Raw genomic sequence first — 22,609 nt, 5'->3', positions numbered from 1 at the left:
CGGGATTAACGGCGTTCGACAGCGGGGTCAAAGTCAAGCCGGCTTGCGCAGACGCAGGGTCATGCGGTCGCTTTCGCCGATCGCATCGTACGCCGACCGTTCGGCGGCGGTCAGGGTGCGGCCGTCCTGGCTGTCGCGCCGCACCGGCGGCAGGGTCCAGACGCCGAAGGCGTGATCCCGGTCATCCTTTGGATTGGCGTTCAGCTCGCTGCGCGCGTCCAGGACGAAGCCCGCGGCCTGGGCCGACTGGATGACATAGCTTTCGGGCACATAGCCGGTGGGCGCGGTGTCGGCGACATTGCGCCCCTCGGCGCTGCGATGCTGCTCCACGGCCAGGACGCCGCCCGGTTTCAGGGCGCGATAGGCGGCGGCCAGGACGGCGTCGGTGCGGCCCGGCGTGCGCGCCCAATTGTGGAAGGCGCGCGCGATCAGAACCATGTCCGCGGACCCCGGCTCGACCGCCTGCAACGCCGCCAGGTCGTCGGCCGCGACATAACGGCCGCCGGTCGCCTGGGCGTAGGGGCGCAGGATGGCCGTCCACCAGCCGCCGCTGCCCGGCTGGACCTCGACCACCGTCATGGCCGGCGACAGGCCCCAGAAGGTCAACGCCTCTTCGGGATGACGAAAGACGTCGCGGGCGCGGTCGGCGGCGGGGCGGGCGGTGGATTCGATCGCGCCCCTCAAGGCCGCGTCCGCCTGATACTCCGGCATGGCCATGGAGACGGCCGAGCGCGCCGGACGCGGCATGGCCGGGGCGTGGGCCTGGGCCTCGGCCGCGACGGGGACGGCCACGACGGCGGCGGCGAGAATCAGGGCGAGACGCATGGGCGGACTCCGAAAAACACGAGGGCCGACACCCTACCGGCCCAGCCCGCGCGGGCAAGGCGACACGCCCGGACGGCGACGATTCCACGCACCGACGCCCGCCCCTTGACGCATCGAAACGCCTTCCCATCTCAGCTTCTGAAAGCGCCGATCCTCGGGCTTTCGCGGAACGGCCGGGGCCTTCAGGGGACCGGACGGGCCGGAACCCCAACGCCGACCGGGGAGCAAAAGCGCCGGGCGGCTCGACCTTGCTGATCCTCAGGAGGATGACATGCGCACCTATGATTTTTCGCCCTTGTACCGTTCCGCCGTCGGTTTCGACCGCCTGGCCAATCTGCTGGAGAGCGCCGCGCGCACCGGGCAGGAGAACGGCTGGCCGCCCTACAATATCGAGACCACGGGCGAGAACGCCTATCGCATCGAGATCGCCGTCGCCGGCTTCAAGCCCGACGAGCTGAACATCGAGGTCAAGGAAAGCGGCCTGACCGTCACCGGCCGCAAATCCGCCAATGACGACACGGCGGCGGATCGCACCTTCCTGCATCGCGGCCTGGCCGAGCGCGACTTCGAGCGCCGCTTCCAATTGGCCGACCATGTCGTGGTGACCGGCGCCGACCTGACCAACGGCCTGCTGTCGATCACCCTGGAGCGCCAACTGCCCGAGGCGCTGAAGCCCCGCCGCATCGAGATCGGAACCGGCGCCAAGCCGGTGATCGAAGGCAAGGCCAAGAAGGCGGCCTGATCCTTCCGACTTTCGTTTGATCCCCCAAGCCTCAAGGGCGGCGTCCGCGCCGCCCTTTTTCTTGCGCGTCAGGCCGCCAAAGTCAGGCCGACGACGCGGTCGAGACGGGTCGTGTCCAAATCGACGCCCTCCAGGATCGCATGGTGCATTTCGGCGCCCGACAGGTCGGCGCCCGGAAACTTGACCTGGGCCAGATTGGCGTTGTCCAGCCGCGCATACCGCAGTCGGCTGCTGGCCAGGGTCGCCGGCATCGAACGGCCACCGCCCAGCGGCAGGGGTCCCAGATCGGCCTGGCGCAGGTCGGCGTTGGACAGGTTCGCCCGGCTCATGCGCACGCCGCGCAGATCGGCGCCGCGCAGGTCGGCCCCGCGCAGATCCGCCCCGTCCAGGCACGCCCCCTGCAACGCGACCCCGCGCAGATCCATGCCCACCAGACAGGCGCCTTTGGCCGACAGGGCCGTCAGACGCAGTCCCTTCAGCCGGTCGCCGAGCGGGCGCAGGTCCTCATTGTCGAACACCGCCGGGTCGCCCAGCACGCCGCCGCTTTCCGCCCAGGCGTTGCCGTCCAGGGCGCGCTGGAAGAAGTCGTCCGCCTTGGCCAGGGCCGCCGGATCGGGATCGCGCAGCGCCCCGGCCATGTCGGTCTTGTCCAGTTTGGCGGAATTGACCGCGACCCGCGTCAGCACGGCGCCGACCAGGCGCGCGCCCGCCAGATTGGCCCCCGCCACCTCGGCCCCGTCCATCATGGCGCCGGTCAGGTCCGCGTCCTTCAGATTCGCGCCGGTCAGACGCGCGCCGCGCATCGAACAGTCGGTGAAGTCGGCCTTGCAGGCGCTGAGACCGTCCATCCGCGAACCGTCCAGCGTGGCGCCGGAAAAGACCGCGCCGTCGGCGATGCCCTTGACCATCTCGTTCTTGACCGCCGACAGGCCCTTGGTGGCGTGCGGAATGGCGATGACGCCTTCGCGGAAATCGGCCTGGGTCAGGTCGGCCTGGGTCAGGTTGGCCCCCCGCAGCGACACGCCGCGGATATCGGCCCGTTTCATCCGCGCGCCGGTCATGTCCGCCCCGCGCAGGTCGCAGCCGAACAGCAGGGCGCGCTCCAGACTGGTCCCCACCAGGCTGGCGTTCTCCAGCGACGATCCCGACAGATCGGCGTCGTCCAGCATCCGGCCGGCCAGGTTCAGACCCGTCAGATCGACGAATTTCAGCGACAGCCGGCGACCGCCCGCGCGCCCTTCGACGAAGCGCTGGTGCGCCACGATGAAGAGATCGAGGTCGCCTTGGCTGAGACGGCGGCGGACGAAGTCGGTCATGCGGCTCCTTTGAGGGGTTCAAGCCCTCGGGCGCCCGTCAGGGTCGCCCCGTCGAATTCGGTTTGGCGCGTCTGGGCGCCGTGAAAAACCGCGCGCGAGGCGTCGGCGCCGCGCAGGACGGCCCGGCGCAGATCGGCGCCCGACAGGTCGGCCCCGCGCAGATTGGTCTCGGTCAGATCGGCGGGCAGCAAACGCTCCGGCCCGATCAGCAACGGCCCAAGCTGGGCCTCGCGCAGGTCTGCGCCGGTCAGTTTGGCCCGGGCCAGGCGCGCGCCCCTCAGATCGGCCCGGCGCAGGCGGGCGGAACGCAGATCGGCGCCTTCCAGATGCGCGCCCTGAAGCTGCACCCCCTCCATGTCCAGGCCATAGAAGACGGCGCCGCGCGCCGACAGGGCGGTCAGATTATAGCCGGTGATCGAACCCAAGGCGCGCAGGTCGACGCCGTCGAACACGGACGGCTTGCCGTCGGCGCCGCCGGTTTCGCACCACAGAGCGTGCGCCTTCAGCATGTCGGCGGCGGGCAGGCGCGCGACCGGCGCGCCCGAGGGCCGGTCGTCGGTCAGGGCGCCGGTCATGTCGGCGCCGTCGGTGCGCCACAGCGCCGCCTTCACGCCCACCAGCACGGCGTCGCGCAGATCCGCGCCCGACAGATCAGCGCCCGACAGGTCGGCCCCGGCCAGATCGGCGCCGCGGAAACTGGCGGCCTTCAGATTGGCCCGGACCAGTTTGCAGTCCTTCATCACCGCGTCCGAGAAGTCCGCCGACTGAGCCACGACGCCCGACAGGCGCGAGCGTTGCAGATTGGCGCCGGCCAGGCAGGCGCCCCGGGCCTGGGTCTCTTGACGGCTCTGGGCCTCGACGATGCGGAAGCCGGTCTTGACGTCGGCGGCGGCGATCGCGCCCTCGCGCAGGTCGGCCTCGAACAGATCGGCTCCGGTCAGGTCGGCGGCCCGCAGACAGGCCCCGCGCAGGTCGGCCCGGCGCAGGCTGGCGTCGCGCAGCACCGCATCTTGCAGATCGGTCCCGAACAGATTGGCGTTGTCCAGCCGCGCGCCGGTCAGATCGCAGCCGATCATGCAGGCGGCCGCGAAGTCGGCGTCGGCCAGGTTGCGCCCCTTCAGGCTGAGACCCGACAGATCCAGCCAGGCGAAGACGGCCCGTGCGCCGCCGGGGCGCGCCTGCCACAGCCGTTCGTGCCGGATGCAGACGGCATCCAGCTCCTCTTGGCTGAGTCGTCGCCGGACGACGGCCTGTGGGGTTCCCGACATGGCGCCAGTCTGCGCCCGCCGCGCTTAAGGAAGGTTTGCTGAAATCAGGATTTCAAAGGATCGAATCCGCCCCCGTCGGAGAAGGATTTTCACTCCGTCAGCAGCCCCTGCGCCCTCAGCGCCTCGGCCAGTTCGCCCGGTGCGGTCCACAGGCGGGTGTAGCCGGCCTCGCCCAGGCGTTTCAGCTCGATGGTCAAGTCAGCCTTGGGCGAGGCGGCGAAACGACCGTCGAACCCGGCGCCGTCCTCGGCGATGCGGACCATGGGCCGACCCGTCTCCAGCCGGTGCAGATAGCCTTCGTAAAGCACTGCCGCCCGATCCGACAGCAGGCCGGTCTCGACCTCCAGCCCGGCCTGGCGCAGCCGCTCCACACCCCGTCCCGAGGCGAAGGGCGAGGGATCGACGCAGGCCACCACCACCCGTTTGATCCCCGCCTCGGCCAGGAAGTGCGAGCACGACTTGCGCCCCGACGAGCGTGCGCCGCACGGCTCCAGCGTCACATAGGCGGTCGCGCCCTGGGCGCGGTGACCGGCGGCGGGCACGGCCTGCTCTTCGGCGTGAGGCCGCCCGCCCGGCGCCGTCGCGGCCTCGGCCACGACCTGGCCGTCGTTGACGATCACGCAGCCGACGGCCGGATTCGGCCAGGTCTGGCCCATCTCGGCCAGGGCCAGGTCGATGGCCTGGCCCATGAAGGCGGCGTCGTCGGCGCTCATCCGATCACCGGCAGAGGCTGGGCGCGATCCGCGTCCAGATAGCGGGCGGCGGTGGGTTTCAAGTCCGCGTCCAGGTCGATCTCCAGCGGATTGCCGGTCGGGATTTCGACCCCGACGATCCGGTCGTCCGGCACGTCGAACAGATGTTTGACGATGGCGCGCAGCGAATTGCCGTGGGCGGCGATCAGAACGTCCTCGCCCGCCTTCAGGCGCGGCGCGATGGCGTCGTTCCAATAGGGCAGCACCCGGTCCAGCGTGGTCTTCAGACTTTCGGTGTCGGGGATGGCCTTGCCGGCGTAGCGGGGGTCCGAGGCGAAATCGAATTCGCCGCCCGACGCCAGGGGCGGCGGCGGAATGTCATAGCTGCGGCGCCAGATCTTGACCTGATCCTCGCCGTGCTTTGCGGCGGTCTCGGCCTTGTCCAGCCCGGTCAGGCCGCCGTAGTGACGCTCGTTCAGACGCCAGTCCTCGACCACCGGCACGTCCTTCAGGCCCGCCGAGACCAGCGCCAGGGCGCCGGTGCGCTTGGCCCGCGTCAGCACCGAGGTGAACATGACGGCGGGTTTGAACCCGGCCTGGGCGATCAGTTCGCCGCCCCGTCGCGCCTGGGCCTCGCCCTCGGCCGTCAGATCGACGTCGACCCAGCCGGTGAAGCGGTTTTCCAGGTTCCACTGGCTCTGGCCGTGGCGCAGCAGGATCAGGCGGGGCATTCGGGACTCCGGCGGTTTCCGTCCGGGGGTAGGCCGGGCGCCGGAACCGGTCAAGCCGGGGCCTGCCGCGCGATCATGCGTTGTCGGCCGCCACGCCCCCCGGCTATAGCCGAGCCGATACGCCGTACGGAAAGCCGTCCATGCCCAAGCCTCGCGCCGACCTCGCCCCCAACACCGCCGCCTATGAGACCACCCCCCTGGTCAAGGCCACGGGGTTCCGGGAGTACGACGCCCGCTGGGTGCTGGAGAAGGAGATCAACCTTCTGGGCATCCAGGCCCTGGGCCTGGGACTGGCGACCTATGTGCATGAGATCGGCCAGCGGCCGCGCATCGTCGTCGGCCACGACTTCCGTTCCTATTCCCTGTCGGTGAAACAGGCCCTGACCTTGGGCCTGCTGGAAGGCGGGATGGAGGTTCTCGACATCGGCCTGGCCCTGTCGCCGACCGCCTATTTCGCCCAGTTCGCCCTGGACGCTCCCTGCGTGGCCATGGTCACGGCCAGCCACAATGAGAACGGCTGGACCGGCGTCAAGATGGGCGCCAATCCGCCCCTGACCTTCGGTCCCGACGAGATCGGGCGGCTGAAGACAATCGTGCTGGAGGACCAGGGCGTGGCCCGCCCCGGCGGCCGCCTGGAGCGGATCGAGGACTTCCGTGAGCAGTATCTGCAAGAGATCTCGGCCAAGGTGAAGCTGTCGCGCCCGATCAAGGTCGTGGCCGCCTGCGGCAACGGCACGGCCGGCGCCTTCGCTCCCGAGGCCCTGCGCCGCATGGGCGCCGAGGTGATCGAGATGGACACCGAACTCGACTACACCTTCCCCAAATACAATCCGAACCCGGAAGACCACGCCATGCTGGTGCAGATGGCGGCCAAGGTGCGCGAGACGGGCGCCGACCTGGCCCTGGGCTTCGACGGCGACGGCGACCGCTGCGGCGTGGTCGACGACACGGGCGAGGAGATTTTCGCCGACAAGATCGGTCTGATGCTGGGCCGCGACCTGTCGGCCCTGCACCCCCAGGCGACCTTCGTCGTCGATGTGAAGTCGACGGGTCTTTACAAGACCGATGAGGTGCTGGCCGCCAACGGCGCGACCACCGTCTATTGGAAGACAGGCCACAGCTACATCAAGCGCAAGACCGCCGAACTGGGCGCCCTGGCCGGGTTCGAGAAGTCGGGCCATTTCTTCTTCAACGCCCCGATCGGCCGCGGCTATGACGACGGCATCGTGGCGGCGGGCGCGGTCTTGGCCATGCTGGACCGCAATCCGGGCAAGCGCCTGTCCGAACTGAAGGCCGCCCTGCCCGACGCCTGGACCAGCCTGACCATGTCGCCGCACTGCGACGACGAGCTGAAGTACGGCGTGCTGGAGCGGATCGTGGCCGAATACCAGGCCCTGGCCGATGCGGGCGGCGAAATCCTGGGTCGCAAGATCGTCGAGGCGATCACCGTCAACGGCGTGCGGGTGCACCTGGAGGACGGCTCGTGGGTCCTGGTGCGCGCCTCGTCCAACAAACCTGAGCTGGTCGTGGTGGTGGAGTCCATGCGATCCGAAGCCGACATGCGCGCCCTGTTCCGCGACGAGGTGAAACCGCGCCTGGCGCGCTATGCCGAGATCGGCGCCTACAACCAGGAAATCTGATCTGAGCGAACCGGTCATCATCGTCGGCGGCGGCTTTTCGGGCGCCATGCTGGCCGCGCGGCTGGCCGAGGGCGGACGAGCCTCGGTGCTGATCGACCGCACCGGCGACTTCGGTCCCGGCGTGGCCTATTCGACGCCGTTCGCGGGGCATCTGTTGAACGTCCGCGCGGGCCGAATGAGCGCGATCGAAGGGCGGCCCGACGACTTCGTCGACTGGCTGAAGGCCCATGCGCCCGACCACGCCGACCCCCAGGGTTTCGCCCCCCGCACCCTTTACGGCCGCTATGTCCGTGATCGACTGGCGGGCGTCGAGACCGTGCATCCAGGCCTGATCCGGCGCGTGGCGGGCGAGGTCGCGGCGGTCACCGAAGACGGCGTGCGTCTGACGGACGGCGAGGCTATCAAGGGCGCCGTCGTGGTTCTGGCCACCGGCAATCCGCCGCCGCGCACGGCCGGGAGAGACGACCGGGTGTTGGCCGATCCCTGGGCGCCCGGCGCACTGGACCGGATCGGCGACGCGGACGACATCCTGATCATCGGCAGCGGCCTGACCATGGTCGATGTGGTCCAGGCGCTGGATGCGCGCGGCTGGCGCGGCCGGGTCTCGACCCTGTCGCTGCGCGGTCTCTTGCCCCGCACCCACGGCGCGCCGCCGGACGTCCACGCCGACCTGCCCGAAACGGCGACCGCCGGTCCCCTGTCGCGGCGGCTGAAGGCGGCCCGCACCCTGGCCCGGGACGCGGGCTGGCGCGCGGTGATGGACGGCTATCGGCCGATCACGGCCCGGCTGTGGGTCGAGGCGACGACCACGCAACGCGCCCGCCTGATGCACCATCTGCGCCCGTGGTGGGACGTGCACCGCCACCGCATCGCGCCCGAAATGGGCCGGATGCTGGACCGGCTGTCGGCCGAGGACCGGCTGACGCTCAAGGCCGGACGGCTGGAGAGCGTCGAGGCGGGCGACGGCAAGCCCCTGGCGCGCTGGCGGCCCTGGCGTCAGGCGGCGGCCGAACCGCTGACGGCCGACTGGATCATCGACTGCACCGGGCCGGGCCACGACGCGGCGGCCCATCCCCTGACCGGCCCGCTGATCGCCCAGGGCCGTGCGCGACTGGACCCGCTGGGCCTGGGTCTGGATCTAGACGCCGACGGCCGCGTTCTGGATGCACAGGGGCGCGCCGACGGCCGCCTATGGACGCTCGGCCCACCCGCCCGCGCCGCCTATTGGGAGACCATCGCCGTGCCGGACATCAGAAAGCGGATCGAGGCGATGGCGGCGATCATCGACTGAGACAGATCGACATCAGGGAGATCCCATGAACCCCATTCTTGCCGGTTTCCGCCGTCTGGGCCGCTTCTCAGGCCGGGATTCTCGGGCTGTCTTCTGGCCTTACGCCGGGCTGGTGTTGGCTGTGGGCTTTGTCACGATCTGCATCGTCATGATGTTTCAGATTCAGGCGCTGGTAGTCGAAATGCAGGCCTTCGCGGCCCAGCATCCCGGCAGAGTCACGACCGATGTCGGACTCAACAGCTATTCCATGTCGGTGTCATCCGGCGATCCCGCCTTTGTTCCCGACATGAGCGGCATGGCGCTGGGCATGGGCGCCGTCAGCGGTGTTCTCGTCGTGCTTCTGGCAGCGGCGGTCGCCCGAAGACTTTACGACACGGGACGATCCGGGTTGTGGGCCTTGCCGACGCCGATCTTCCTGATGATCGCCCTGATCATGATGCCTCGACTGATGATGTCGTTCAGCGGGCCGGAACCAGACATGCGGCTGTTTGGGCTGCTGTTCGCCAATAACGCGGCCTATATTTTCAGCCTGGGCGTGCTCGTCATTCTGTTGATCCTGCCCAGCCGCGCCGGCGCGAACCGGTTCGGCTCGCCGACCGCCTAAACCCTAACCCGCCGCCTTCACCGCCCCGACGATATCCCCGACCACGCGTTTCACCAGGGCCGCGTCGTCGCCCTCGGCCATGACGCGGATCAGTTTCTCGGTGCCCGAGGGGCGCACCAGCACCCGGCCCGCCCCCTTCAGGGCCGCCTGGCCCTCGGCGATGGCCGCCTTGACCGCCGCGTCGTCCAGCGGCTTGCCGCCCGAATAGCGCACGTTCTCCAGCAACTGGGGCACGGTGTCGAACTGGCGGGCCAGTTCGCTCATCTTCCTGCCGCTCTCGACCATCACGGCCAGAACCTGCAAGGCCGCCATCAGGCCGTCTCCGGTGGTGGCGTGGTCGTGCAGGATGATGTGGCCCGACTGTTCGCCGCCCAGGTTGAAGCCGCCCTCGCGCATCCGCTCCATGACATAGCGGTCGCCGACCTGGGTGCGCTCCAGCGTCAGCCCCTCGGCCAGCATGGCGCGCTCCAGCCCCAGGTTGGACATGACGGTGGCGACCACGCCGCCGCCGGTCAGCAGGCCTTGGCGAGACCAGTCGCGGGCGATCATGGCCATGATCTGGTCGCCGTCCACGACCTGGCCCTTCTCGTCGCAGATGATGACCCGGTCGGCGTCCCCGTCCAGGGCGATGCCGATGTCGGCGCGGAAGGTCCTGACCGCCTCGGACAGGGCGCCCGGATAGGTCGAGCCGCAGTCCAGATTGATGTTCATGCCGTTCGGATCGACCCCGATCGGAAAGACCTCGGCGCCTAGTTCGTACAGGGTCGTCGGCGCGACGCGATAGCCGGCGCCGTTGGCGCAATCGACGGCGACGCGCAGCCCCTTCAGGCTCAGCCCCTTGGGGAAGGCGCGCTTGGCGATCTCGATATAGCGCGGCGGGGCGTCGTCGATGCGCTTGACCCGGCCCAGTTGGTCCGGCGCGGCCAGGCCCTCGCCCAGGCCCTCGTCCATCATGGCCTCGATCTTCAGCTCGATCTCGTCGGACAGCTTGTAGCCGTCGGGACCGAACAGCTTGATGCCGTTGTCGGTGTAGCTGTTGTGCGAGGCCGAGATCATCACGCCCAGGTCGGCGCGCATCGACCGGGTCATCATAGCCACCCCCGGCGTCGGCAGCGGCCCGAAGGTCAGCACATCCATGCCCACCGAGGCGAAACCCGCCACCAGCGCCGGTTCGATGGTGTAGCCCGACAGGCGGGTGTCCTTGCCGATCACGACAAGGTGACGACGGTCGTCATGCGACATGAACAGCTTGCCCGCGGCCAACCCCACGCGCAGCGCCACCTCGGCGGTCATCGGATGACTGTTGGCCCGGCCGCGAATGCCGTCCGTCCCGAAGTACCGCCTGTCGCCCATGCGTCTCTCCCCGCGAAATCATCCGAAACCGCTTTTTAGGTGTCGGCGTCGTAACGCCGTCCTAGAGCAGACGATCAACGCCGTCATCCTCGGGCTTGTCTCGGGATCGGACGCGCCGGTCCTCCACAGGGCGGAACGGGCGCGAACACGGCGAAGGCTTCGGAGAGACACACCATGTGCGGCATCATCGGCGTCAGCGGCGAAGGCTCGGTCGTTCCCCGGCTGATCGACAGCCTGAAGCGGCTGGAATACCGCGGCTATGACTCCGCCGGGGTCGCGGCCCTGGTCGACGGCCGCATCGAGCGCCGCCGCGCCAAGGGCAAGATCCGCGAGCTGGAGACCGTTCTGGCCGACGACCCGATCAAGGCCACCGTCGGCATCGGCCACACCCGCTGGGCCACCCACGGTGCCCCGACCACCGCCAACGCCCATCCGCACAAGGCGGGCCGCGTCAGCCTGGTCCACAACGGCATCATCGAGAATTTCGCCGAGCTGAAGGCCGAGCTTCAGGCCACGGGCCGCACCTTCGAGAGCCAGACCGACACCGAGGTCGTGGCCCATCTGATCGACGCGGCGCTGGAGACGGGGCTGGACCCGCTGACGGCGTTCAAATCGGTCTTGGACCGGCTGACCGGCGCCTACGCCCTGGCGGTGCTGATCGAGGGCGAGGACGAACTGATCCTGGGCGCGCGGCGCGGCAGCCCCCTGGTCGTCGGCTGGGGCGAGGGCGAGATGTACCTGGGTTCCGACGCCCTGGCGGTCGGTCCCTTCACCCAGTCGATCAGCTATCTGGAAGAAGGCGACTATGTCGCCCTCAACCGCTCGGGCGCGCGGATGTTCGACGTGACGGGCGCCGCCGTGGAGCGGCCGGTGGTCAAGGTCTCGGCTTCCTCGGCCCTAGTCGAGAAGGGCGAATACCGCCACTTCATGGAAAAAGAGATCCACGAACAGCCCGATAGCGTCCAGCACACCCTGTCGGCCTATCTCGACCTGGTGACCGGCAAGGCCAAGGTCCAGCCGGTCGATTTCGCCGCCGTGGACCGCATCCAGATCATCGCCTGCGGCACCGCCTTCTACGCCGGCCAGATCGGCAAATACGCCTTCGAGAAGATCGCCGGCCTGCCCTGCGACGTCGAGATCGCGTCCGAGTTCCGCTATCGCTCGCCCGCCCTGACCCGAGGCACGCTGGCCGTCGCCGTCAGCCAGTCGGGCGAGACCGCCGATACCCTGGCGGGCCTGACCTGGTGCAAGCGCGAGGGGTTGAAGACGGCGGCGGTGGTCAATGTCCACTCCTCGTCCATGGCGCGCGAGGCCGAGACCCTGTGGCCGACCCATGCGGGTCCCGAGATCGGCGTCGCCTCGACCAAGGCCTTCACCGCCCAGGTCGCGGCCCTGCTGTCGCTGGCCGTGGCGGCGGGCGTGGCGCGCGGCCGGATCGACGGCCAGACCGAGGGTGAACTGGTCAAGGCCCTGTTCGAGGCCCCGCGCCTGATCGCCGAAGCCCTGGCGATGGACGCCGACATCCGCGCCGTGGCCCAGGATCTGGCCAAGGCCTCGGACGTGCTGTTCCTGGGTCGAGGGGCGATGTTCCCCCTGGCCATGGAGGGCGCGCTGAAGCTGAAGGAGATCAGCTACATCCACGCCGAGGGCTATGCCGCCGGCGAGCTGAAGCACGGTCCCATCGCCCTGGTCGACGAGGAGACGCCGATCATCGCCCTGGCCCCGCTGGACGAGGTGTTTGAAAAGACCGCGTCGAACCTTCAGGAGGTGGCGGCGCGCGGCGGGCCGGTGGTCATGATCGCCCCCCGCGCCGCGCCCGATCCGCACGGCGCGGGCATCGCCCGGGTCGACGCGCCCGACTGCCACCCGCTGATCGCACCGCTGGTCTATGCCGTGCCGGTGCAGCTCCTGGCCTATTACACCGCCGTGCACAAAGGCACCGACGTCGATCAGCCGCGCAACCTGGCCAAGTCGGTGACGGTGGAGTGAGCCTTCGCCTCCCCATTCGTCCCCATCCGTGACGGCTGGATTCATACTAGGTGTTAACGGGTCTCCCCCACCGCCTCCCCGGCGGATGCCGGGGTCCAGATCCAAGCTGGATCTCTTGGGGGCAAGCCTAGGCCTATTGTCGGCAAGCGACGGAGGCTTTCCATCTGGACCCCGGCATCCGCCGGGGAAACGGAGAAAGCTCAACCGCAGCCAGTTAACACGAACACAGCCGTCTGCGATGGGGAGGAGACAGTCGGTCGTGGAATTGCGCTAGGCTGTGCGGAATCGCCGCTCGGGAAACCGCATGACCGCCACGCCTCGCCGCCTTCGCAAAGCCGTCCTGCCCGTCGCGGGTCTGGGCACCCGGGTGCTGCCCGGCACCAAGACCACGCCCAAGGAGCTGCTGAACGTCGTCGACCGGCCGATCCTGAGCTACATCGTCGAAGAGGCGCGCGAGGCGGGGATCGAGCACATCGTCTTCGTCACCGGCCGCGCCAAACAGGCGATCGAGGACTATTTCGACCACCAGGTCGAACTGGAGGCCCAGCTCCAGGCCAAGGGCAAGACCGACATCCTGGACGCCCTGAACGCCGACCTGGCCCGTCCTGGCGAGATGAGCTTCACCCGCCAGATGCAGCCCAAGGGCCTGGGCCACGCGGTCTGGTGCGCCAAGGACATCATCGGCGACGAACCGTTCGCGGTCATCCTGCCCGACGTCATCGTGGACGCGGCGCCCGGCGCCCTGAAACAGTTGGCCCAGGTCTATGCCCAGGTCGGCGGCAACGTCATCGGCGTGGAGGCCGTGCCCGAGGCCGAGACCCACAAATACGGCATCGTCGATCCCGACGCGCGCGACGGCCGCCGCATCACCATGAAGGGCATGGTCGAAAAGCCCGCCCAGGGCACGGCGCCGTCGAACCTGTCGATCTCGGGCCGCTACATCCTGCAACCGGAGATCTTCGACATTCTGGAGACCCAGGAACGCGGCGCGGGCGGCGAGATCCAACTGACCGACGCCATGGCCCGGCTGATGACCCGTCAGACCTTCACCGCCTTTGAATACGAGGGCGTGACCCACGACTGCGGCGACAAGATCGGCCTGTTGCGCGCCAATGTCGCCCTGGCCCTGAAGCGGCCGGACCTCGGCGAGGCGGCGCGGGCGGCCTTGACCGCCCTGCTCTGAACTCAGCCCGGAATGCGGCTGGCGTTGGTCAGTTTGCAGTAGTTGTCGGCGGGGGCGTGGCCGGTGTGCGCGCCGGTGGCTTGCAGAATGCCGCCGCGCGCCTGGCAGTCGGCGGCCAGGCGTTCGACCTCGTTGGAATAGACATTGCCTCGGGTGGTCGTAGCGCAGGCCGAGGCGGCGACGGCGAGGACGGACAGGGTCAGGACAGTCAGGGTGCGCATGGCGCTCTCCTTCAAAGACGCGAGGCTATTTTAGCCTAACGCCTGAACCGCTCAACCGCTGCGATCAACCGCGCCAGATCGCCCGGCGAAGACAGGCGATGATCGCCGCCCTCGACCCGTTCCAGCGTCACGTCGCCGCCCCGCAGCCGCTCCAGAAGCTGGACCTGATGGCGCCAGGGCACCACGTCGTCGGCCTGGCCTTGCAGGATGTGAACCGGCGCCGGAATGCGGATCTCGCCGTCCAGCAGCAGCCAGTTTCGCGCCTCCTCGAACATGGCGCGGGTCAGGACGTAGTCGCCCAGCCCCTCTTCCGAAATCAGCGCCTCGCCGTCGCGCATGATGGCCTGACGCACATGATCGGCCAGGCCGGGCCACATCAGCCGCTCGGTGAAGTCCTGGGCCGGATTGACCAGCACCAGCCCCGCCACCCGCTCGGGCCGCGCCAGCGCCAGCAACAAGGCGACCCAGCCGCCCATCGACGACCCCACCGGGATCACCGGACCGTCCAGGCTGTCGATCAGGGCGACCGCATCCTCGCGCCAGCGTCCCACCGTGGCCCGGCGCCAGTCGCCCGACGAAACCCCATGGGCGAAATGGTCATAGCGGACATAGGCCCAGCCGCGCGCGCGCGCCGCGACATCCAGGGCCAGGGCCTTGGTCCCCTCCATGTCCGAGCGGAAGCCGCCGATCCAGACGACGGTCGGGCCGGAGCCTTCGACCGCCTTGAAGGCCAGGGTTTCGCCGTCGGGGCGGGTCAGATGCTGGAGATCGATCATCCGTTCCTTGTGCAGACTTCCATCGCTTGCGTCATCCTCGGGCTTGACCCGAGGATCAGAGGATAGGACGGACTGGGCATGGCCGATCCATCGCGGCTTTCCGCCCGGCACCCGCGCGGCGGACGATCTGATCCTCGGGTCAAGCCCGAGGATGACGGAGTGAAAGAGAGACCGTGCCTCCTCAGGTCCTGTTCGTCACCTCGAACCGCATCGGCGACTGCGTCATCTCCTCGGGCGTGATCCGCGAGATCGGCCGCCAGATCCCCGGCGCCGAGATCACCGTCGCCTGCGGCCGCCCGCCCGCGCCCTTCTTCCGCGCCGCGCCCGGCGTGACGCGGACCATCATCCTGGACAAGAAGAAGCTGGCCGGACACTGGTTCGACCTGTGGCGCCAGGTGCGCGGGACCCGCTGGGACCTGGTCATCGACATTCGCGGATCGGCTCTGGCTTGGCTGATCCCGGCGCGGCGGCGCGTGGTCTACAACCGCCGCTGGGAGACCGGCCTGCGCAAGGTCGAAATGGTCAGCCGCCTGATGGGCGCCGACCACGCCCTGGACCCCGAACTGTTCATCGACGCTCAGGCGCGAGCGGACGCCGCCGCCGTGATCGACCCGCAACTGGCGGCCGGTTCGGGTCCCGGCCCGATCCTGGCCCTGGCGCCCATCGCCCACCAGCCGGGCAAGAGCTGGCCGGCCGACCGCTGGGGCGAACTGGTGCGTCGGCTGAAGGCCGAGCCGCGTTTCGACGGCTGGCGCTTCATGCTGGTCGGCGGTCCCGGCGACCATCCGCCCGCGGCCCCGGCCCTGGCCGAGGCGGGCGAACGGGGCGTCGACTTCGTCGGCAAGGGCGACATCCTGGCCTCGGCCGCCGCCATCGACCGGGCCGACCTGTTCGTCGGCAACGATTCGGGCCTGATGCACGTCGCCGCCGCCGCACGCCGTCCGACCCTGGGCCTGTTCGGCCCGACCGAATGGTGGCTGTACGGTCCCTGGGGTCCCAAGACCCGCATCGCCGCCTCCAATGAGACGCGCGGCGAATTCGCCCCCATCGAGGCCCTGACCGTGGATCGTGTGTTCGATGGTGTTCTGGCGCTACACGACGCCTTCATAACGTCGTCCGACGCCCGCCAGCCTTGAATTCCGGCCCTTCGGCGGTCATATGGGACCGTTCGGGAAACGCGACCGCCGGTCGCGGCCTTTCCCTTGCCAGCTACGTGAACAACCAAGGAAACGACGCCCATTCGCCGTCCGATGCAAACGCCGCCCGTCAAGGACGGGCCGCCCATGAACAACGACATCCGCGCCTCTCGCGTGCTTCTGATCGATCAGAACGGCGAGAAGCAGGGCGTCATGCCGCTGTCGGCCGCCCTTGAGGCCGCGGAGGAAGTCGGACTCGATCTGGTGCAGATCGTCGCCAACGCCGAGACCCCGGTCTGCAAGATCCTGGACTACGGCAAATTCCGCTTCCAGGAGCAGAAGAAGAAGGCCGAGCAGCGCAAGCGTCAGAAGGTCGTCGAGCTGAAGGAGATCAAACTCCGGCCGAACATCGACACCCACGACTATGAGGTGAAGGCCAAGGCCATGCACCGCTTCTTCGAGGAGGGCGACAAGGTCAAGGTGACCCTGCGCTTCCGCGGCCGCGAGATGGCCCACCCCGAACTGGGCATGAAGCTGTTGAACAAGGTTCAGGCCGACTTCGAGGAAGTCGCCAAGGTCGAATATGCGCCGCGTATGGAAGGCCGCCAGATGATCATGATCCTGGCCCCGAAATAGGCGAACCGACATCGTCGAACGCCGAAGCCCCGACCGTTCCCGGCCGGGGCTTTTTCATGGCTGGGACCGGATCAGGTCCTGGAACTGGCGCCCGAGCAGGCGGGTCAAGGCCTCGGGGTCGGCTTCGGTCAGGGCCGTCAGGCCCAGGCCCTGGCGCATCACCTGGACCCCCGCCACCAGCGACAGGATCAGCGCCGCGCGCGTCGCGCCGTCGGGACCGCCCAAGGCCTGGGCCACCGTCTTCTGATGATGCCGCTCGATCTCCACGCGGGCGATCTCGGCCGCGCGCGGGCTGGAAGCCGAGCGCGCCATGATCAGGAAGCCGTCCAGCGGGGTGGCGGATCGACCGGTCATGTCGACCACGGCCTGAGCCAGCCGCAACCCCGCGTCGTCGCGCGCCATCAACTCATCGGTCAGCACCCGAGGCCCGGCCATGATCTCGGCCACCACCTCGGCGAACAAGGTCTCTTTCGAGCCGAAATAGCGGTTGACCATCATGGCCGTCACCCCGGCCCCGGCCGCGATCTCGCGCACGCCCGCGCCGTCATAGCCCGCGCCGACAAAGGCCGTGCGGGCCGAATCCAGAATGGCCCGTCGGGTCGCGGCAGAGCCTCGGCGATGGGGTTTCGACATAAATCTACACCTGTAGACAAGCGCGGCTGAATTAAGTATACGATCGTATACATAAGATGGACAAGGTTCAGAAAGACATGGCCGAGACGGTTCTGGTGACGGGCGGGTCGGGCTTCGTGGCGGGCTGGTGCATCGTCCGCCTGTTGGAGGCGGGACATACGGTGCGGGCCACGCTGCGCGACCTGGGCAAGGCCGAGGCGGTTCGCCAGGCGGTGGCGGCCGTGGTCGATCCGGGCCAGCGTCTGAGCTTCGTCAAGGCGGACCTGACCCTCGACGACGGCTGGGACGACGCCGTGGCCGGATGCGACCGGGTGCTGCACGTGGCCTCGCCCCTGGGATTCGACGGGTCGGACGACCTGGAGGCGCTGACGCGTCCCGCCCGCGACGGCACGCTGAGGGTCCTGGCCGCCGCCAAGCGCGCCGACGTCAAACGCGTGGTGATCACCTCGTCTTGCGCCGCCGCCACTCCGCGCGACACGACGCGGGACGGCCTGACGGACGAAACGGTCTGGACCGACCCTCAGGACCCGAATCTGAACGCCTATCGCAAGTCCAAGGCCATCGCCGAACGGGCGGCCTGGGACTGGGCGCACGCTCACTGGGACCCCGCCCGGGTGACGACCGTCCTGCCCGCCGCCGTGTTCGGACCTGTCTTGTCCAAGGAGGCGATGAGTTCGGTCGCCTTGATCCAGGGCCTGCTGAACGGTCGGCCGCCCGGCGTGCCGCGCGTGGGGCTGAATGTGGTCGATGTGCGCGACGTGGCCGATCTTCACATCCAGGCCATGGCCGCGCCCCAGGCCGAAGGCCGCCGCTTCATCGCCGCCGGACCCTTCATGTGGATGCGCGACCTGACCGAGATCCTGCACGAACGCCTGGGACCAGGCGCCGCCCGGGTTCCTCGCCGCCAGATGCCGGACGTGGTGGTGCGTCTGCTCGCCGTCTTCGTCGCCCAGATGCGCCCGCTGGTTCCCATGATCGGACGCCGGATCAGTTTCAGCGCCCGGGCGGCCGAACAGGCCCTGGGCTGGCGCGCACGGCCCGCCGGCGACACGCTTCAGGACTGCGCGGAAAGTCTTTCCCGCATCGCCTGACGACGGCGATTCTATCGGACGCGGGAATAGTCTAGGTCTGGACGGATGACCGACGCCCCGACCTCGCCCCCGTCTTCCAGGCCCCCGCCCGCCGAGCGTCAGACCTCGGCCCTGGCCGTATTGTTCTCGGTGGTCTTCATCAATCTGGTCGGTTTCGGCCTGGTGGTGCCGCTGTTGCCGTTCTTCGCGGCCACACTGGACGCCCACGCCTGGCAGATCACCCTGATGTTCTCGGCCTATTCCCTGGGCCAGTTCTTCGCCGAACCGTTCTGGGGCCGGTTGTCCGATCGGATCGGGCGCAAGCCGGTGCTGTTGATGACCCTGATCGCCAACGCCGTCGGTTATCTGGCCCTGGCCTTCGCGCCCGATGTCTGGACGGCCATCGCCATCCGCCTGTTCACCGGCCTGGGCGCGGGCAACATCTCGACGGTCCAGGGCTATGTCGCCGACGTGACCCCGCCCGAGCGCCGGGCGGGCCGGATGGGTCTGATCGGCGCCGCCTTCGGCCTGGGCTTCATCGTCGGGCCGGGCCTGGGCGGTCTGTTGACCCAGCCCCAGTTGGGCCACATCGGCTATCAACTGCCCATCTTCACCGCCTCGGCCCTGGCGGCCCTGGCGGCGATCGGGGTGATCGTCTTCCTGAAGGAGAGCCGGGCCAAGGCCGATCCGGCGGCGCCGCGCCCGCCCTTCCTGGCGGGCCTGAAGGACGCGCGCGCCAATCCGGTGGTGTCGCGCGTGCTGCTGGTCACCCTGATCTACATGGCCGGCTTTTCGGCCATGGAGAGCGTCTTCGGCCTGTGGGCGCAGGACCGCTACGCCTGGGGCGCGCGCGAAGTGGGTCTCAGCTTCATGATCGTGGGCATCGTCTCGGCCCTGAACCAGGGGATATTCACCGGCAAGCTGGCGCGCCTGTTCGGCGAGGTGCGGGTGCTGGCGGCGGGCATGCTGATGTTCGGCGCCTCGCTCGTCTTGCAGGTGATCGCCCCGCCGCACTGGTTCCCGGCCATGCGCCTCGATCTCGGCCTGTTCGAGCTGCCGCTGCCCAACGGCTGGATCATCCCGGTCATCATGATCCTGGGCGCGGGCGGCATGTCGCTGGCCATGCCCAATATCTCGGCCATCATTTCCAAGGCGACGCCGCCGGATCGGCAAGGCGCCATGCTGGGGCTGAACATGGCCTCGGGTTCGATCGCCCGCATCTTCGGCCCGATCGTGGCCGGCGCCCTGTTCTCTGGTTTCGGCCACGACTGGCCCTTCCTGGTCGGGGCGGCCCTGACCGTCCCCGCCGCCGTCATGGCGATCAACGCCGGCCGCGCCCAGCGCCGGATGACCGCCGCCAGGCTTGCAAGCGAGTAAGGACCTGCTAGTTTTCGGCAAGCACAACAACAGGTTGTAGTTTAATGTCTCGCTTCACCGTTGCGACGGCGGCCCTGATCGTCGCTATTTCTCCCGCCTGCGCCGTCTCGGCCCAAGCCCCCGCCCCGGCCTCCGACGCCGTTCCGCTGGAGGCCTTCGCCGCCCTGCCCGTGATGAGCAGCCTGGCCGTATCGCCCAACGGCGCCGAACTGGCCTGGATCGACCGATCCGAGGGCGGAACCCGCGTCCGTGCGCGCAGTCGCGCCGGCGGCGATCTGCTGATCGATGTGGACGTGTCGGATCGCACCGTGCGCGGGGTCTTCTGGGCCTCGCCCGACCATGTCGGCATCCTGACCTCCGTGCTGGACCAGACGCCGCTCGGCTATGGCCAGTGGACCATCATGGATCTGGTCAACGTCCGCACCGGCCGCGCCGCCCGCGCCATGAGCGAGGCCGAGCGCCGCACCTTCCCCCTGATCGGCGGCTATATGTCCGGGACCTATCGCGGCGATCCGGTCCTGTATGTCGAGGCCTTCGGCGAGGTCGCGCGCGGCGGCTACGCCTACAACCTCTATCGCGTCGATCTGAACAACGGCCGCGCCCGCACGCACGAAGAGGGCGTCGAGAACGTCCAGGGCTTCCTGGTCCGCCCGACCGGCGAGGTCGCCGCCCGCGTCACCTATGTCGCCGAGGACGGCCGCTGGAAGCTGGCGGCGCGAACCGGGTCGGGCTGGCGCGAGGTCTACGCCACCCGCGCCCTTCTGGACCCGCCGTCCCTGATGGGCTTCGGCCGCACGCCCGACACCGTGGCCTTCTCGGGCGAGGTGGACGGCAAGGCGACCATCTCGCACGTCGGCCTGTTGGCCGAGCACGAGGTTCCGCCCATCGTCCTGCCCGACCGGCCCAACGCCGTCTTCCGCGACACGGCCGGGACCATCGTCGGCCTGGGCTTCTACGGTTCGGGTCAGCAGTACGTCTTCCTGGACCCCGCCATCCAGGCGTCCTGGTCGCGCGTGTCGGGCGCCTTCGCGGGCAAGCAGGTGACCATCAGCGACGCCAGCAACGACTACAAGGTCTTCACCCTGTTCGTGACCGGGCCGAATGAGCCGGGGTCCTATTATCTGTTTGACGCCGAACGCGGCGCCGTGTCGCTGGTGCGGCGGACCATGCCGGGCGTGACCCAGGTCGCCGAGGTGCGGGCCGTCAGCTACACCGCCGCCGACGGCACGCCCATCGAGGCCTTCCTGACCCTGCCGCCGGGCCGCGACCCGAAGAGCCTGCCGCTGATCATGCATCCGCATGGCGGCCCCCAGGCGCGCGACGAACTGGGCTTCGACTGGTGGGCGCAGGCGATGGCCGCGCGCGGCTATGCGGTGCTGCAACCCAATTTCCGCGGCTCGGAAGGTTATGGCGAGGCCTTCATCGAGGCCGGCTTCGGCGAATGGGGCAAGAAGATGCAGTCGGACCTGACCGACGGCGTCCGTTGGCTGGCCGAACAGGGGATCGTCGACCCGTCGCGCGTCTGCATCGTCGGCTCCAGCTACGGCGGATACGCCGCGCTGGCGGGCATGACGCTGGATGTCGGCACCTATCGCTGCGCCGTTTCGGTGTCGGGCGTGTCGGACCTGCGGGCCATGCTGCGCGAAGAGGAACGTCAGGGCCTGGCGGGCCGCAAGAGTCCGGCCATCCGTTACTGGAACCGCTTCATGGGCGGGACCGGTTCGGGTGACCGGACGCTGGACCTGCGTTCGCCGGCCATGCTGGCCGACAAGGTCGAAGGACCGATCCTGCTGATCCACGGCCGCAACGACACCGTCGTGCCCTATGAACAGAGCGAGATCATGGAACGCGCCCTGCGCGCCGCCGGCAAGTCGGTCCAACTGGTCCCTCTGGAGGGCGAGGACCACAATCTGACCTACGCCCCCACGCGCCGCCAGACGCTGGAGGCCACGATCGCCTTCCTGGAACGGAACAACCCGCCCCAATAACCTTGCCTTTCCGGTGCGCTTCCTCTAGAAGCCGCGCCTTCGCGTACTGACCGCCGGGCGAACAGGCATGCCTGGGCGGTCTTTGAAACTCCGGGTCCAGCACCCGGAAAAAGGAGATGAAATGCCGAAACTGAAGACGAAGTCGGGCGCCAAGAAGCGCTTCAAACTGACGGCGACTGGCAAGGTGAAAGCCGGCGTTGCGGGCAAGCGTCACCGCTTGATCAGCCACAATTCCAAATACATCCGCCAGAACCGCGGCACCTCGGTCATGGCCGACGCCGACGCCAAGAAGATCAAATCCTACATGCCCTACGCCTGATCGGCGCGAGGCGGGAACGAACTTCACAGCATCAGTTTGAAATCAGGCCCTCAAGCAGCAAGCGACCGCGTCGCGCGCGTTAGGGCCTTCTCGAAGAGAAACACATCATGGCTCGCGTCACTCGGGGCGTCACGTCCCACGCCAAGCACAAGAAGGTTCTGAAGCAGGCCAAGGGCTTCTACGGCCGCCGCAAGAACACCATCCGCGCCGCCAAGGCCGCCGTGGACCGCGCCGGGCAATACGCCTATCGCGACCGCCGCAACAAGAAGCGCAGCTTCCGCGCCCTGTGGATCCAGCGCATCAACGCCGCCGCCCGCGCCGAAGGCTTCACCTATTCGCAGTTCATCCACGGCCTGTCGAAGGCCGGCATCGAACTGGACCGCAAGGTCATGGCCGCCATCGCCGCCGACGAAACCGGCTTCAAGGCCATCGCCGACAAGGTCCGCGCCGCTCTGGCCTGATCGCTCTCAAGCCGTGAGCCGCCGCGCGGCGCGCGTTAGAGCAAGAACAACAAACGCCCGCTCCGGTCGCCGGGGCGGGCGTTTTCGTTTGCGCCGGTGCGGACGCGGGCTAGGGTGTCCTGGTCGGGGGAAACCAAGGGAGAACCACCATGTCCGTCGCCAAGGTCACCGAAATCACCTCGTCCTCGACCGTCAGTTTTGAAGACGCGATCAAGACCGGCATCGCCCGCGCCGACAAGACGCTGGACAATGTCGCCGGCGCCTGGATCCAGGAACAGAAGGTCGTCGTCTCGGCCGGCAAGATCGTCGAATACCGGGTGAACATGAAGGTCACCTTCGTCCTGAAGGACTGAACTCG

Annotated in this window: 23 protein-coding genes; 14 read left to right on the top strand and 9 right to left on the bottom strand. The window is 68.8% G+C overall.

The genetic code is table 11. From position 1 onward, the window contains the following. Window positions 1–33: 33 nt before the first annotated feature. Window positions 34–825, bottom strand: coding sequence for a class I SAM-dependent methyltransferase (locus tag V7D63_RS07815; protein ID WP_333591706.1), 792 nt, complete (start codon window positions 823–825; stop codon window positions 34–36). Window positions 826–1,096: 271 nt separating this feature from the next. On the opposite strand from V7D63_RS07815, the gene V7D63_RS07810 reads away from it, so the two are divergent. Then, the gene (locus tag V7D63_RS07810) at window positions 1,097–1,567 is read left to right on the top strand and encodes an Hsp20 family protein (RefSeq protein ID WP_333591705.1); all 471 of its coding nucleotides are present in this window, start codon (window positions 1,097–1,099) and stop codon (window positions 1,565–1,567) included. Window positions 1,568–1,635: 68 nt separating this feature from the next. Here the strand turns inward: V7D63_RS07810 and V7D63_RS07805 are convergent, their stop codons facing one another. The 4 genes from V7D63_RS07805 to gpmA all read right to left on the bottom strand — a co-directional run bounded on the left by V7D63_RS07805 (window position 1,636) and on the right by gpmA (window position 5,574). Continuing rightward, complete coding sequence (locus tag V7D63_RS07805) at window positions 1,636–2,883, bottom strand: pentapeptide repeat-containing protein (RefSeq protein ID WP_333591704.1); 1,248 nt, start codon at window positions 2,881–2,883, stop codon at window positions 1,636–1,638. Beyond that, complete coding sequence (locus V7D63_RS07800) at window positions 2,880–4,151, bottom strand: pentapeptide repeat-containing protein (protein ID WP_333591703.1); 1,272 nt, start codon at window positions 4,149–4,151, stop codon at window positions 2,880–2,882. The genes V7D63_RS07805 and V7D63_RS07800 overlap by 4 nt, the downstream gene beginning before the upstream one ends. Before the next feature lie 89 nt (window positions 4,152–4,240). Beyond that, the gene (ribD, locus tag V7D63_RS07795) at window positions 4,241–4,864 is read right to left on the bottom strand and encodes a bifunctional diaminohydroxyphosphoribosylaminopyrimidine deaminase/5-amino-6-(5-phosphoribosylamino)uracil reductase RibD (RefSeq protein ID WP_333591702.1); all 624 of its coding nucleotides are present in this window, start codon (window positions 4,862–4,864) and stop codon (window positions 4,241–4,243) included. Next, window positions 4,861–5,574, bottom strand: a complete 714-nt coding sequence (gpmA, locus tag V7D63_RS07790; protein WP_333591701.1) for a 2,3-diphosphoglycerate-dependent phosphoglycerate mutase — start codon at window positions 5,572–5,574, stop codon at window positions 4,861–4,863. The genes ribD and gpmA overlap by 4 nt, the downstream gene beginning before the upstream one ends. Before the next feature lie 140 nt (window positions 5,575–5,714). Here gpmA and V7D63_RS07785 point away from each other — a divergent pair, with 140 nt between their 5' ends. From V7D63_RS07785 to V7D63_RS07775, 3 genes are read left to right on the top strand one after another with little or no spacing between them, the layout of a single operon-like run. After that, window positions 5,715–7,214: a phosphomannomutase/phosphoglucomutase gene (locus V7D63_RS07785; RefSeq protein WP_333591700.1), complete on the top strand. Its 1,500-nt coding sequence runs from the start codon at window positions 5,715–5,717 to the stop codon at window positions 7,212–7,214. Beyond that, entirely contained in the window at window positions 7,180–8,505 is a 1,326-nt protein-coding gene (locus V7D63_RS07780) for an FAD/NAD(P)-binding protein (RefSeq protein WP_333591699.1), read from the top strand. Before V7D63_RS07785 ends, V7D63_RS07780 begins: the two co-directional genes overlap by 35 nt. A gap of 25 nt (window positions 8,506–8,530) precedes the next feature. Next, entirely contained in the window at window positions 8,531–9,109 is a 579-nt protein-coding gene (locus tag V7D63_RS07775) for a DUF805 domain-containing protein (RefSeq protein WP_333591698.1), read from the top strand. A gap of 3 nt (window positions 9,110–9,112) precedes the next feature. On the opposite strand, the gene glmM is transcribed toward V7D63_RS07775, so the two are convergent. After that, window positions 9,113–10,462, bottom strand: coding sequence for a phosphoglucosamine mutase (gene glmM / locus V7D63_RS07770; protein WP_333591697.1), 1,350 nt, complete (start codon window positions 10,460–10,462; stop codon window positions 9,113–9,115). A gap of 174 nt (window positions 10,463–10,636) precedes the next feature. Between glmM and glmS the strand changes: the two genes are divergently transcribed. Beyond that, the gene (gene glmS, locus V7D63_RS07765; RefSeq protein WP_333591696.1) at window positions 10,637–12,451 is read left to right on the top strand and encodes a glutamine--fructose-6-phosphate transaminase (isomerizing); all 1,815 of its coding nucleotides are present in this window, start codon (window positions 10,637–10,639) and stop codon (window positions 12,449–12,451) included. A 304-nt stretch (window positions 12,452–12,755) separates the two neighbouring features. Further along, window positions 12,756–13,634, top strand: coding sequence for a UTP--glucose-1-phosphate uridylyltransferase GalU (galU, locus tag V7D63_RS07760; RefSeq protein WP_333591695.1), 879 nt, complete (start codon window positions 12,756–12,758; stop codon window positions 13,632–13,634). Between the two features lie 2 nt (window positions 13,635–13,636). On the opposite strand, the gene V7D63_RS07755 is transcribed toward galU, so the two are convergent. Together V7D63_RS07755 and V7D63_RS07750 are read right to left on the bottom strand one after the other, a co-directional pair. Next, window positions 13,637–13,855: a hypothetical protein gene (locus tag V7D63_RS07755; RefSeq protein ID WP_333591694.1), complete on the bottom strand. Its 219-nt coding sequence runs from the start codon at window positions 13,853–13,855 to the stop codon at window positions 13,637–13,639. Between the two features lie 35 nt (window positions 13,856–13,890). Beyond that, window positions 13,891–14,631 carry an alpha/beta fold hydrolase gene (locus V7D63_RS07750; protein WP_333591693.1) on the bottom strand — a complete coding sequence of 247 codons (741 nt, stop codon included), beginning with the start codon at window positions 14,629–14,631 and terminating at the stop codon, window positions 13,891–13,893. A gap of 173 nt (window positions 14,632–14,804) precedes the next feature. On the opposite strand from V7D63_RS07750, the gene V7D63_RS07745 reads away from it, so the two are divergent. Both V7D63_RS07745 and infC read left to right on the top strand, forming a co-directional pair. Then, entirely contained in the window at window positions 14,805–15,767 is a 963-nt protein-coding gene (locus V7D63_RS07745) for a glycosyltransferase family 9 protein (protein WP_333591692.1), read from the top strand. 114 nt (window positions 15,768–15,881) lie between these two features. Then, complete coding sequence (infC, locus tag V7D63_RS07740; RefSeq protein ID WP_333591691.1) at window positions 15,882–16,403, top strand: translation initiation factor IF-3; 522 nt, start codon at window positions 15,882–15,884, stop codon at window positions 16,401–16,403. A gap of 54 nt (window positions 16,404–16,457) precedes the next feature. Here the strand turns inward: infC and V7D63_RS07735 are convergent, their stop codons facing one another. Further along, window positions 16,458–17,036 (bottom strand): TetR/AcrR family transcriptional regulator, encoded by a 579-nt coding sequence (locus V7D63_RS07735; RefSeq protein WP_333591690.1) that lies wholly within the window; start codon window positions 17,034–17,036, stop codon window positions 16,458–16,460. A 56-nt stretch (window positions 17,037–17,092) separates the two neighbouring features. On the opposite strand from V7D63_RS07735, the gene V7D63_RS07730 reads away from it, so the two are divergent. The 6 genes from V7D63_RS07730 (at window position 17,093) to V7D63_RS07705 (ending at window position 22,604) form a co-directional block, all read left to right on the top strand. After that, window positions 17,093–18,127 (top strand): NAD-dependent epimerase/dehydratase family protein, encoded by a 1,035-nt coding sequence (locus V7D63_RS07730; protein ID WP_333591689.1) that lies wholly within the window; start codon window positions 17,093–17,095, stop codon window positions 18,125–18,127. A gap of 45 nt (window positions 18,128–18,172) precedes the next feature. Further along, window positions 18,173–19,483 carry an MFS transporter gene (locus V7D63_RS07725; RefSeq protein ID WP_333591688.1) on the top strand — a complete coding sequence of 437 codons (1,311 nt, stop codon included), beginning with the start codon at window positions 18,173–18,175 and terminating at the stop codon, window positions 19,481–19,483. A 44-nt stretch (window positions 19,484–19,527) separates the two neighbouring features. Then, a complete protein-coding gene (locus tag V7D63_RS07720; RefSeq protein WP_333591687.1) occupies window positions 19,528–21,471 on the top strand; it encodes an alpha/beta hydrolase family protein in 1,944 nt (647 codons plus the stop codon). Between the two features lie 121 nt (window positions 21,472–21,592). After that, window positions 21,593–21,790: a 50S ribosomal protein L35 gene (rpmI, locus tag V7D63_RS07715; RefSeq protein WP_029416075.1), complete on the top strand. Its 198-nt coding sequence runs from the start codon at window positions 21,593–21,595 to the stop codon at window positions 21,788–21,790. A 107-nt stretch (window positions 21,791–21,897) separates the two neighbouring features. Then, window positions 21,898–22,251, top strand: coding sequence for a 50S ribosomal protein L20 (rplT, locus tag V7D63_RS07710; RefSeq protein WP_292258969.1), 354 nt, complete (start codon window positions 21,898–21,900; stop codon window positions 22,249–22,251). Window positions 22,252–22,400: 149 nt separating this feature from the next. Then, window positions 22,401–22,604, top strand: coding sequence for a dodecin family protein (locus V7D63_RS07705; protein WP_333591686.1), 204 nt, complete (start codon window positions 22,401–22,403; stop codon window positions 22,602–22,604). Window positions 22,605–22,609 lie beyond the last annotated feature (5 nt).

The sequence above is a fragment of the Brevundimonas sp. genome (assembly GCF_036732845.1).
GTDB lineage: Bacteria > Pseudomonadota > Alphaproteobacteria > Caulobacterales > Caulobacteraceae > Brevundimonas.
This window is presented reverse-complemented; position numbering and strand designations above follow the sequence as displayed.